Annotated in this window: 11 protein-coding genes; 4 read left to right on the top strand and 7 right to left on the bottom strand. The window is 30.9% G+C overall.

Annotation, left to right across the window (positions count from 1 at the left end; genetic code table 11):
• Positions 1 to 5 precede the first annotated feature (5 nt).
• A complete protein-coding gene (locus BT151_RS04985) occupies positions 6 to 713 on the bottom strand; it encodes a tetratricopeptide repeat protein (RefSeq protein ID WP_072400640.1) in 708 nt (235 codons plus the stop codon).
• 275 nt (positions 714 to 988) lie between these two features.
• On the opposite strand from BT151_RS04985, the gene BT151_RS04980 reads away from it, so the two are divergent.
• Entirely contained in the window at positions 989 to 1,456 is a 468-nt protein-coding gene (locus BT151_RS04980; protein ID WP_072400639.1) for a CBS domain-containing protein, read from the top strand.
• Between the two features lie 22 nt (positions 1,457 to 1,478).
• On the opposite strand, the gene BT151_RS04975 is transcribed toward BT151_RS04980, so the two are convergent.
• Entirely contained in the window at positions 1,479 to 2,180 is a 702-nt protein-coding gene (locus BT151_RS04975) for a hypothetical protein (RefSeq protein ID WP_072400638.1), read from the bottom strand.
• Positions 2,181 to 2,241: 61 nt separating this feature from the next.
• On the bottom strand, positions 2,242 to 2,589 hold the full coding sequence (locus BT151_RS04970) for a hypothetical protein (RefSeq protein ID WP_072400637.1): 348 nt from the start codon (positions 2,587 to 2,589) through the stop codon (positions 2,242 to 2,244).
• Between the two features lie 209 nt (positions 2,590 to 2,798).
• Between BT151_RS04970 and BT151_RS04965 the strand changes: the two genes are divergently transcribed.
• The 3 genes from BT151_RS04965 to BT151_RS04955 all read left to right on the top strand — a co-directional run bounded on the left by BT151_RS04965 (position 2,799) and on the right by BT151_RS04955 (position 8,466).
• Positions 2,799 to 3,131, top strand: a complete 333-nt coding sequence (locus BT151_RS04965; protein ID WP_072400636.1) for a single-stranded DNA-binding protein — start codon at positions 2,799 to 2,801, stop codon at positions 3,129 to 3,131.
• Positions 3,132 to 3,287: 156 nt separating this feature from the next.
• Positions 3,288 to 5,669, top strand: coding sequence for a 7TM diverse intracellular signaling domain-containing protein (locus tag BT151_RS04960; protein ID WP_084647863.1), 2,382 nt, complete (start codon positions 3,288 to 3,290; stop codon positions 5,667 to 5,669).
• A 205-nt stretch (positions 5,670 to 5,874) separates the two neighbouring features.
• Positions 5,875 to 8,466, top strand: a complete 2,592-nt coding sequence (locus BT151_RS04955) for a phosphoenolpyruvate carboxylase (protein WP_072400635.1) — start codon at positions 5,875 to 5,877, stop codon at positions 8,464 to 8,466.
• Between the two features lie 147 nt (positions 8,467 to 8,613).
• On the opposite strand, the gene BT151_RS04950 is transcribed toward BT151_RS04955, so the two are convergent.
• The 4 genes from BT151_RS04950 to BT151_RS04935 all read right to left on the bottom strand — a co-directional run bounded on the left by BT151_RS04950 (position 8,614) and on the right by BT151_RS04935 (position 12,781).
• Entirely contained in the window at positions 8,614 to 9,846 is a 1,233-nt protein-coding gene (locus BT151_RS04950) for an ammonium transporter (RefSeq protein ID WP_072400634.1), read from the bottom strand.
• Positions 9,847 to 9,867: 21 nt separating this feature from the next.
• Complete coding sequence (locus BT151_RS04945; protein WP_072400633.1) at positions 9,868 to 10,206, bottom strand: P-II family nitrogen regulator; 339 nt, start codon at positions 10,204 to 10,206, stop codon at positions 9,868 to 9,870.
• 150 nt (positions 10,207 to 10,356) lie between these two features.
• Entirely contained in the window at positions 10,357 to 11,670 is a 1,314-nt protein-coding gene (locus BT151_RS04940; protein WP_072400632.1) for an ammonium transporter, read from the bottom strand.
• 88 nt (positions 11,671 to 11,758) lie between these two features.
• Entirely contained in the window at positions 11,759 to 12,781 is a 1,023-nt protein-coding gene (locus BT151_RS04935; RefSeq protein WP_171946610.1) for an outer membrane beta-barrel protein, read from the bottom strand.
• Positions 12,782 to 13,019 lie beyond the last annotated feature (238 nt).

Below are 13,019 nucleotides of genomic sequence, written 5' to 3'. Positions count from 1 at the left end.
GAAAATTAATTTTTTGTCTGTGCAGCTTGAATTGCTTGCTTTTGTCTTAACAACTCCGTTTTTGTTAATTGAATTAAACCAAAGTTAGGAGCCGTTTTTAAAGCAGCATCTAAAATATCTACAGCTGCATCAATATTTGCTTTTTTGTCTTTATTATAAACAGACAGCGCATTTAAATACATAAACGCAGATTTTAAAGGCACTTCGTATGGTTGTTGCGATTCATAAAACGCTTTTTTCATATCGTCTTTAGAATTAAGTAATCCATAATTTATATGCTTTTCTGCTTCAGCAAACTTTTGAGTTTGCATATTAAGTTCTGCTAATTCATAAGCTATTAATGCATTTGGGTTCCTTTTAAACATTTCTTCAAAAAGACCAATAGCTAATACTGGCTGTTTTACCGCTTTTAATGATACGGCTTTTACTTCAACTGCAATATCAGAATCTGTTGCGTTTATTTCATAACCAATAGTATTAAGAGCTTGCGCATATTTGTTTTCACTCATATAAATATAAGCTAAAGTATCTTTTCTTGCTTTAGAGGGTGCTAATAGATTTAAATGCGTCATTCCATTTATCATGCCTTGCACATCACCCTGTACTTTCATTTGCTTATAATAAGCTTCGTAGTGTTTTAATAATTCTGAGTTAGTTTGTGCACTTAACATAAAGCTGCTCATCAATAAAACCAATCCAAGTAATTTTTTCATCTTTTTTTAATTTGTTTTTTTCGTGCGCTAAAACTATAAAAAATTAACATTTAATCGGATAAAAAGAATGCTAATTATTTCTATTTGTATTCAATAGCTTATTCAAGTAGATTAAAAAAGTGGTTTTTAGAAAAGAATTCATTTAATGAAAATCTCAAAATTTCATCCATATGGCATCTTAAGCTTAACTTTTTAATAATTAAAGACTTGAAAAATTCATTTTTAGGAAAATCGAAATAAATTAATTATATTTAAGATTACTAAATTAAATAATTATGGGAATAAAGAGTTTTCAAGGCGCTAGAAGGCAACAAACTAGCACCACAGACACCACACCGTTAAAGGTTAGTGATTACATGACCACAAATTTGATTACGTTTACTCCTAACCAAACTATTGAGAGCGTTATGCAGTCGCTAATTAAAAATAGAATATCTGGCGGACCTGTTGTAAACGAAAAAAATGAGTTAATTGGCATCATATCTGAAGGTGATTGTATTAAACAAATTAGCGAAAGCCGTTACTACAATATGCCTATGCAAGACAAAACCATTGAAAAACACATGGCTATGAATGTTGAAACTATTGATGGCAACATGAATATTTTTGATGCTGCAAAAAAGTTTTTAGATGCTAAAAGACGTCGTTTTCCAATTGTTGAAAACGGTAAACTAGTTGGTCAAATTAGTCAAAAAGATGTTCTTAAAGCAGCCATGAAGTTAAAAGGGCAAAATTGGAAATAGCATTTAACTATAATGCTTTTTATTATATATTTCTATCTATAGGTTTTATTGCTTCTGGATGGTCTGTTATAATGAGTTTTTGTTGTGCGCTACTTTCTAAAGCTGCTATTTTAGAATAGTTATGCCCCTCAATAGGTTCTTTTAAAATTTTCCATTTTGCAACACCACCTACGGTTACTGTTTCTCCAATTTCTATTATTCTTTCTGAATATTTTAAAGTTTTATTAAAACCAAGCCAATTTTCACTTTCAACCCCAAAGCTTTCTAAAACTTTTTGAAATTCGGGTGTAGGATTATTGAACGCTCCAGACGAAATCTTTTTATCTACAACAATATAACTTTGATAATTGCTCGTTTCTTTTGAAGGTTTTACCATAACCAACTCGCTTTTTTGTTCAATAAAAAAATCTTGAATGTCTTCTTTTTTAACTAAGGTTTTCCAATGTGAACTTTTCCCTCTACTTACCTTCTGTTTAACTTCAAAAATATAAGCGACACATTTTCGTTTGCTAAAAGGTGCTACAAAAGGCTCTTTAACCTGTAATACTTTACCAGACACCTTTGTTAATTCATCAGTTCTAAATTGTGTAATTCGTTTGGATTTAAACTTAGATAACTTTCTTAAAATAATATTTTTTTTACTAAAGTAAATGGATAAAAAAATAATTATAGCTATTGCTGAAATTATTAAAACCGGGATTAAGAATTCTGGATTATCAAACATGTTTTTATAACTAATTTAACTATTAGTGCTCGTGTTTTATAAAATGTTACTAATAATATACTTATTCTCTTTTTACCAAGGCATAAAAATCATTCTCTAAAGGCAAATAACCTTGGTCGTAAACAAAATAATAAACAGTGCCTGCTTTTGTAGTATAGGTGCTAGTAAAAAAATTAAAATCGAAACCGTTTTGTATAAGTTTAGTTCTTGTCGTTTTTGTTTTTTGATCTGGATTTAATGCTTCTAAAATTCTCCAATTTTTTCTTAACCTATTATTTATATTACGAATTAAGTTTTTAGAATCTTTATTTACTGTGTTATTATAAGCATTTCTGCAGTAATCACTACAGAATTTTTTATCGCTTCTACCTATAATTTTTTCGCCACATTCTAAACAAACTTTAGTCATAAAACATTAATTTTTATAAATATAAAAAAAAATTAATTTAATAATTTCTTTATTCTTGGGAATTTAAAACAATTTAAACGACTACAATTATTTACAAACGAACACAAACGCTTACTAACCGATTAAGAATTTACACTTGTTACATCTTTGCACTGTCGAAACATAAGAACTCGATAGTATTAACTGTTTAACGAAAAAAATTTAAAATTATGAACACGCTTAGAAACAAAGTACAGTTGATTGGTAACTTAGGAAACGATCCAGAAATCATCAATTTAGAATCAAGTAAAACATTAGCAAAATTTAATATTGCTACTAACGAAAGCTACACTAATAATAAAGGTGAAAAAATAACAGATACGCAATGGCATAATGTGGTTGCTTGGGGAAAAACAGCACAAATTGTAGAGAAATACGTAACCAAAGGAAAAGAAGTCGCTATTGAAGGCAAGTTAACCTCAAGAAGTTATGATGATAAAGACGGAAACAAGCGCTACATCACAGAAGTGGTATGTAGCGAGCTACTTATGTTGGGGAAATAATTCTTTATTTCTAAAAAAGGCGGTTTTAAAAACCGCCTTTTAAAACCGTTTAACTGTTAAAAACTCACATTTAAACGAACTTTTACCTCTTTCATCTGAAAAACACATGAGTATAAAAAATAAATTATATGTTTGGCATTGTTAAATGCCCCAAACATGAAACATATACTACTTTTAACCTACATAGTAGGCTTTACCCTATTTGCACAAAACCAACCTTTCAACATTCAAGAAAGCAAAGGAGAACTTTATGAGTATGCTCAATTCTCTAGTGCGGATAGCTTAGATTTAAGCATTCAAGAAGTTACTCAAAACAACATACTAAAATTTACTGATTTAGAATCTGAAAACCAAAGTGTCGGTTTTACTTCAGATAACTATTGGTTACGTTTCAAATTAAGAAATAGTGATACAACTACAAAAACATATTATTTAGAAACAGCGAGACCTATAACAGATTTTGTTGATCTATATCAAATAAGTAGTGATGGAATTCAACTATTTAAAAGTGGTGATAACATCGCTTTTAATGAAAAACAAGTTAGCCATAGAGCTTCAATTTTTAAATTAACAATACCGCCACAAGAAATTCAACAAATTTATATACATCTTAAAAGTGATGGTGAAACAATAAATCTTCCTTTAAAACTTTATACTCAATCGGAATTTTGGTTAATGAACTATAAACAACAACTGTTTCTTGGTTTGTTTTATGGATTACTATTTTTAGCTAGCATTATATATTTGTTTTTCTATACAAGCCTTAAAGAAAAAGCCTTTTTATATTATGGCATCTATGTGCTTTCAATAGGCTTAATGCAAGCCACTTTAGATGGTTTAATGCACGAATTCATATTCCCACAAGGTGGATATATAAATAATAGAGCAGTATTAATCACAGCATTAATAACAAACTTCTTTTTGCTAAAATATTGTGAGCATTTTTTAAGAGTAAATGATCTTTTAAAGAGTTTCAAGAAAGGTTTTAATGTTTTTTATGGAATTTTAGCGGCATTGTCTATCTTACTTTTTATCAACCCAACAACCCTTAAAATAGCTTATCCTTTAAGTAACTTAAATGGCTTGTTTAGTTTATTGTTAATTTTAACAACCATATTTGCTATGCGTTACAAACGCATAAAAATTGACCCCTATTTCTCTTTTGGTATTTTATTCTTAGTTATTGGTTTACTCGGTTTTGTAATGAATAATTTAAGCTTATTACCTAATAATTTTTACACACTTAATAGCGCAAAATTCGGTTCTGGTTTCGAGGTCATTTTCTTATCATTATCAATGACAAATCTGATTAAAAAACTAAGATTAGAAAAGGAAAAATCTCAAATAGAAGCCCTTAATAAATCTGAAGAGATAAGTCAGTTAAAAACGCACTTCATGTCCAATATGAGTCATGAATTAAGAACACCAATAAATGCTATTATGGGAATAGCTGAAAACGAATTGGAAAACTTAAAAGATAATGCTGCAAGAAAATCTTATGAAATTATAAAAAATGCTTCATTAAGTTTATTAAGTAATGTAAATGATATTATAGATTTTGAAAAAATTGAAAATAATCAACTCGAATTAAACAGTTCAAAATTTAACCCATCTATAAAATTAAATGAAATAAGTAATAACTGGAAAGCCGAAGCAAATAAAAAAGGATTGAATTATACTTTTGAAATAGATACTGAAATGCCTTTAAATGTTTATGCAGACCCAATCCGTTTTGTTCAAATTATAAATAATGTTTTAGCTAATGCTGTAAAATTTACTAAAAAAGGAAGTATTCATTTTAAAGTTACCTGCCTAAAACAACCAGATGATTTGTGTCGTTTTTCTTTTCAAATATCAGATACTGGAATTGGCATAAACCCAGAAGCTAAGAAAAGTATATTTGATAGCTTTGGTCAAATGAAATTAAATCATAAAAGACAATTTGGAGGTATAGGTTTAGGTTTGTCTATTGTAAAACACATTGTAGAGCTTTTTAAAGGGTCTATAAAAATTGATAGCGAATTAGATAAAGGTACAGACGTTTTTATTGATTTGACTTTAAAAAGTATTACACAACAAATAAAAATAGATGCTGCAAATACTAATAGTCAAACCCCATTACATATCCTTGTAGTTGAAGACAACAAACTCAACCAAATGGTAATGCGCAAAATATTAAGTAGCCTATCCAATATAACTTTTGCTATAGCAAATAATGGAAAAGAAGCTCTTGAAGAATTAAAAAAAGATGCTTACAATCTTATTTTAATGGACTTACAAATGCCAATAATGGATGGTTATGAAGCTACTAAAATTATAAGAAGTGGTGAATTAGACGATAACTTAAAAAACATTCCAATTATAGCAGTTACAGCTGATGCCTTATCAGAAACTAAAAAACGTGTTTTAGATTTAGGCATGAATGACTACATGACAAAACCCGTGAGTAAAGAACTACTATTAGAAAAAATATATGCTTGCTGTTTTAACAAAAACCATGAAGGCAATAATGATTCTGAAAGTTTAAAAATCGCTTAATTATTAATTACTGTTTTTTTTGAAGCTAAAAAATAAAATGCTAATCTCATATTAGCATTAAAAAAAAGCTATTTAATATCTGTTTTATTTAATTATTCTCAATTAGAATTCAACAAACAAAAAAAATTAATAAAACTTTATATATAATACGTTCTTTAATTTAAGCTTTACTACTTTTATGTTTAATTTTCAATAGAACGATAACATGTCTGTAGAGCCAAAATTAACACGATTTAAGCAAAGTGTATTATCAAAATATCAAATATACAATAGTATATTTATGACATTACCTTTTGACGCCATAACAAAAACAGGCGTTTTACTTCCTTTATTTCATGAAACATGTGAAAAAGGATTTAAAAAAGGTGATGATCCCACAACTATAGTTGATACTTTTTTCAAAAAATACCAAGCCCGACGTACCAAAGAAAGCCAAATAAACCTTCTTTTTAGATTTATTCAATATATAGAAAGACAAGTGGTTCTATTTGATGCTATTGAAGACGCAGCATTCCCAATTGTAAACAATATGGAAGGTATTGGTACTTTAAGAAACCTTAAAGAATCTGCAACTTCTGAGAACAAATTAGAAGAATTAAAAAATTATCTTGAAGAATTTAAAGTGCGTATCGTTTTAACAGCGCATCCTACGCAATTTTATCCTGGTTCTGTTTTAGGTATTATTACAGATTTAACTAAGGCAATTAAAAATAATGATTTATCTGAAATCAATAATCTATTTGCTCAATTAGGTAAAACTCCTTTTTTCAAACACGAAAAACCAACGCCTTATGATGAAGCAAAAAGTTTAATTTGGTACTTAGAAAATGTGTTTTATACTTCGTTTGGTGAAATTTATAATTACATCCAACAAAACATTTATGATGATAGTAGAAAACATAATGAAATTATTAATGTTGGATTCTGGCCTGGTGGAGATAGAGATGGGAATCCTTTTGTAAAACCAGATACAACTTTAAAAGTAGCTGCAAAATTAAAGCAAGCTATTTTAAGAAAATACTATGGCGACCTCAAGGATTTAAGACGTAAACTTACTTTTAGAGGTGTTGAAGATCGCATTATTAAATTAGAAACCACTCTCTATAATTTTAGTATAAATTTAGACTCTAAAGACACCTTAACTTCAAAAGAGCTCATCAAAGAATTGTTAAGTATTAGAGATGTTGTTGAGAAAGATCACCAATCATTATACATAAGCGAACTAAATAATTTAATTAATAGAATTCATTTATTTGGTTATTATTTTGGAACTTTAGATATAAGACAAGACAGTAGAATTCACCATTCAGTTTTCACAACAGTTATCAATCACTTAATTGAAACAGGTAGCTCATCATTTCCAAATAATTATCACGATTTATCTGAAAATGAACAAATTGAAATATTATCAAAAGCAAATGATGACATAAATGATTTAGATGCGTTTGATGATGAAATGGTTTGCAATACTTTAAAAACTATTTCTATTATAAAAGATATTCAAAAAAGCAATGGAGAGCGTGGTGCAAACCGATACATTATAAGCAACAACCAAACCGCTTTAAATGTTATGCAATTATTCGCTATGCTTAAAATGGTCGCTTTTAAAGATGAATTAACCGTAGATGTTGCGCCATTATTTGAAACTATTCCCGATTTAGAAAATGCACCAAGTGTTATGGAGCAACTATACACAAACGAAGCCTATATGGCGCATTTAAGATCGAGAGGCAGTAAGCAAACTATTATGTTAGGCTTCTCTGACGGAACTAAAGATGGCGGCTATTTAATGGCAAACTGGGGTATTTATAAAGCTAAAGAATTACTAACTGAGATGTCTAGAAAATATGATATTACTGCCATATTTTTTGATGGTCGTGGTGGACCTCCAGCGCGTGGTGGTGGAAAAACACATCAGTTTTATTCTTCTTTAGGACCAACAATTGAAGACAAAGAAGTACAATTAACTATACAAGGACAAACTATTAGCTCTAATTTTGGAACTTTAGATTCGTCAAAATATAATTTAGAACAATTAATAAGTTCTGGTATTAAAAACAGAATAGGTGGAGAGGCAAATAAAATGTCTGCCGAAGACAAAGTTGTGATGGCAGATTTAGCCGAATCAAGCTACCAAACTTATAAAGATTTTAAAAGTCACCCAATGTTCATTCCGTATTTAGAACGTATGAGTACTTTAAAATACTACGCTAAAACCAATATTGGTAGTAGACCATCAAAACGAGGTACATCAGACAAACTTATTTTTTCAGATTTAAGAGCCATTCCTTTTGTAGGTTCATGGAGCCAATTAAAACAAAATGTACCAGGATTTTATGGTGTTGGTACTGCCTTAAAACAATTTGAAGACAGAGGTGAATTTGAAAAAGTAGAGCAGCTTTATAAAAATTCTAAATTCTTTAAAACCTTATTAGAAAACAGCATGATGTCTCTAACTAAATCTTTTTTCGATTTAACAAAATACATGTCTGAAGATGAGGAATTTGGTGGTTTCTGGAATATTATTCACACAGAATATGTTACAACCAAAAGATTGCTTTTAAAACTTACTGGTTACAAAGAATTAATGGAAAATGAACCTTCTGGAAAAGCTTCAATTGAGGTAAGAGAATCTATAGTTTTACCATTATTAACTATACAACAGTATGCACTTAAAAAGATTCAAGAATTAGAAAAAGCAGGTGTTCCTGCAGATGATGAGGAGAAGAAGATTTTTGAGAAAATTGTAACGCGTTCTCTGTTTGGTAATATTAATGCTAGTAGAAATTCTGCTTAATAAATAAATTTTAAAACCAATAAAAAATGCCGGTGTTTACAAAATGTAAACACCGGCATTTTTGTTTTTGATACACATTACTAAATAGAAAAGGATGACATACTTAAAGCATAACACCCTTTTCAACACTAACTAAAATTATATATTTTAATGTTCATTTAATCTAAAGTCTGGATAGGCATCCATGCCATGTTCATGTGCATCCAAACCTTCTATTTCTTCTTTTTCAGAAACTCTAATACCCATAGTTTTCTTCAAAGTAAATATGATAATGAATGCTGTAACTATACAAAATACAGCATAAGAGCCTACACCTATTAATTGACTAATAAATTGATCCATACCTGCAAGTTCCCCAAAAACTCCAACAGCTAATGTTCCCCATATACCACAAACAAGGTGAACAGCAATAGCTCCAACTGGATCATCCAATCTTAATTTATCAACAAATCTTACAGCTAATACAATTATAGTTCCGGCAATTGCACCAATTAAAATAGCATCTGTAGGACTCATTTGGTCTGCACCAGCAGTAATACCAACTAATCCACCAAGTATTCCATTTAAAAACATAGTTAAATCTAAATTTTTATACATAGCCGTAGAAACTAACATAGCAACAACACCTCCTGCAGCAGCCGCTAAACACGTTGTTACTAATGTTAAAGATGTTAATCCTGGATCTGCAGAAAGCACAGAACCTCCATTAAACCCAAACCAACCTAACCAAAGGATTAAAACACCTGCGGTTGCAATAGGAATATTATGTCCTGGTATTGCTTGAGGCTTTCCATCTTTAAATTTACCAATACGCGCGCCTAACAACCAAACAGCTACTAGCGCTGCCCATCCTCCAACAGAATGAACTAATGTAGAACCTGCAAAATCATAAAAAGGCGTTTCAAGTGTTTGCAAAAATCCGCCACCCCATTTCCAAGAACCTGCAATTGGGTAAACGAACCCAACATATATTATTGCAAAAATCATGAATGGTACAATTTTCATACGTTCAGCTACAGCTCCAGACACTATGGTTGCAGCAGTTGCAGCAAACATACCTTGAAATAAGAAATCTGTCCAATACGTGTAACCTTCATTATATGTTAAATCTAAAGCACCTTCGGCAGTAAGTGGTGAATCTAAACCAATTCCTGCAAAACCTAGAAATCCATTAAATTCTCCTGGATACATTAAATTAAATCCAACTAAGCAATATAGAAGAAGCCCAACTGTGATAATAAAAATATTTTTAAAAAGTATATTGATTGTGTTTTTTTGTCTTGTTAATCCAATTTCTAAAAATGCAAAACCTAAGTGCATAAAGAAAACAAGAGCTGTACAGATCATCATCCATACATTATTCGTTGTAAGTAATTCCATTTAATATTTTTTTGATGATTATTATTTTAAAGTGTCTCCACCTTTTTTCCCTGTTCGTATTCTATAACATTCTTGTACATCAGATACAAAAATTTTACCGTCTCCAACCTCTCCAGTTCCTGCAGAACTAATTATAGTTTGTATGGTAGTTTCAGCAAAATCATCATTTACAACAATAGATAAGTACCGACGTTGAATATCGCTAGTACTATATGATACACCTCTGTATACGTGTCCTTCTTTTTCATTACCTAGACCAGTAACATCCCAGTAAGAGAAAAAGTTTACACCAACACTATGTAAGGCTTCTTTAACAGCACGATACTTTGATTTTCTAATAATTGCTTCAATTTTTTTCATAATTCATTTATCTTATTTGTTTAGTTAGTTCGTTAAAATATAAAAAAGCCTTCATAAAAAGCTCTTTTTGGAATTTATATAAAATCTAAAAGATGCCTTATGTACATAAGGCATCTTTTAGTTGTTGATAATATAATAACAATTAAATTTTTAATCTTCCATTTCTCTTTGTCTTCTTCCTGGATAAGCTAATGAACCATGCTCAGAAATATCAAGACCTTGAATCTCTTCTGCTTCAGTTACTCTTAAGCCAATAGTCTTTTTCAAAATCAGTAAGAAAATATAAGACAATCCAATTGACCATACAGCATAAGCTAAAACACCTATCGCTTGCGCACCTAATTGAGCAGCACCACCTCCATTAAAAAGGCCAATTCCTGTGTCTCCATCAATTCCCCAAAGACCTATAACTAAAGTTCCCCAAGCACCAGCAATACCATGTACAGAAATAGCTCCAACTGCATCGTCAATTTTTAAAGTTTTTTCTACAAATCCAATTGAATATACTACTAGAATACCTCCAATCAAACCTGCCAATACAGCACCAGCTTCACCCATATTACCACAACCAGCAGTAATACTAACAAGACCAGCAAGAGCTCCATTTAAAGTCATTCCTAAATTTGGTTTACCCATTTTAACCCAAGAAATAATTAAAGCACCAATTGCACCTGCAGCAGCAGCTAAGTTAGTTACAAGTACTACCTGAGAAGCAGCAGTAGCGTCATCACCACCCCAAGCTAATTGAGAACCTCCGTTAAATCCAAACCATCCTAACCAAAGGATAAACACCCCTAAGGTTGCATACATTTGGTTATGACCAAGTAATTCAACTGGTTTACCATTTAGGTATTTACCAATTCTAGGTCCTACCATCCAAGCAGCTACAAGTGCTGCCCAACCTCCAACAGAGTGAACGATAGAAGACCCCGCAAAATCAATAAATTCTGCAGGCATAATACCATCGGTATTATTCAACCAACCACCATTCCATTCCCAACCACCAGCGATTGGGTAAATAATAGCTGTCATAATAATTGAGAAGATCGCATAAGTTGTGTATTTTGTTCTTCCAGCTATAGCTCCAGATACAATAGTTGCTGCAGTTGCTGCAAATACTGTTTGGAAAAATAAATCTGCTGCTCCTTGAGAGAAAATGAAGCCTCCCCAATGGAAGTAACCACCACCTGAAACATCAGATCCATACATTAAAGAGTATCCAACAAACCAAAAGGCTAATGAACCCACAGCAATATCTAAGAAATTCTTCATTGCGATATTAACCGCATTTTTAGAATCTGTCATTCCAGATTCCACTAAGAAGAACCCTGCTTGCATAAAGAATACTAGAATACCCGAAATAAGCATCCACAACATTCCCATATCTCCTTTAACTGATTCTGCAAGAGCTTCAACTGCCGAGGCATCTTGAATTATAAGGGGCATGTTTAATAATAAAGACATATTTTATAATTTTTATGGTTAGTAATTTTTGTTGTACGTATACCCGTTTTAAAATTAAAACGGGTATACGTGTATTTTTTATTAAGTATTAGAAAGCATAAATAGCAGCTAAAACAAAAGAACCTAAGCTCTTTGTAGCCATTAAATCGTTATCAAGAAATGCATCATCAGAAGCACTATCTAATCTTAATTCTGGTTTAATGGTTAAATTATCAACTGCAAAACTACCTGTTAAAGTTACTGCAAATACACTTGAATCCTCTACACCAGTACCAATAGCTCCAAATTCTTTATCTTCTACAAAGTATTCAGCTCTTAAACCTAATGTAAATGTATCTGAAGTAGCATATTGTGGATATAACGCTCCACCATAAAATCCTCCAGCATCATCTTCAAGGCTTAAGTAAGCACCGTTAATGCCTAAGAAAAAGTCGTCAGATAAATCAAAACCACCTGTATAATCTATTTCAAAGAAAGAAGGATCTACTAAAACATTTAAGAATTGTCCTGAATATCCTAATTGTGCTCCAAAAGCATAATCACCAGTTGGGTTAAACTCAGTTAAATCCGTGTCATTCATAACACCTAACATTAAACTAAAATCTTCTCCTAAAGCAAAATCAGCTTTTAAACCTGTATGGCTAAATGGTCCATAAGAGAATAAATAAGACGTACTGTAGTTAAAGTTAGCTGTTGGAGATATAACCTCATAACCTAAAAAAGTATTAAAGTTACCCATTGTTAATGTTACGCTTTCGCTAACATTCCAATATGCATATAACTGGTTTACTATATTACCTGTTGCAGAGTACATTGGTGATGCAAAAATAGCATCTGTTCCTCTTGGTCCAAATACTAAGTCTGCAACAAATCCAGCTTTTTCACCTTCATAACTAAATACTACGTTGGCCATACCTAAAGCAAATCCTGGCAAATTAGCAAATGAAGATCCTGGCGCTTGTGCAAACTCATCATTGGGCGCAGTGAAGTTAGCTCTATAATATGCGTCAACACTACCACTAACATTAAATGATGGGGCAGGTGTTTCTTCTTCCTGAGCAAATAAACTACACGCCATAAAAAGCATTGAAAGAGTAATAATTTTTTTCATAATTGTTTTCATTTTAAGTTATTAATTATTTTAGTTAATTTTCCTTAAGAACTAAGTAAATCTAAATCAAAAACTTTTAACCCCCATAAAAAACAGGGGTAATTGAACTACTTTTGTCAATATTCTAATTTTTACCCCATTTTTTTATAGGTATTCTGTTTATTTTTTGATTTTTTGATTTTTTAACAAAGGAACGAATTGAATTATTGTCAGTTTTTTATAAATTTTTGTAGCATTA

The organism is Flaviramulus basaltis (genome assembly GCF_900114265.1).
Classification (GTDB): Bacteria; Bacteroidota; Bacteroidia; order Flavobacteriales; family Flavobacteriaceae; genus Flaviramulus; species Flaviramulus basaltis.
This window is presented reverse-complemented; position numbering and strand designations above follow the sequence as displayed.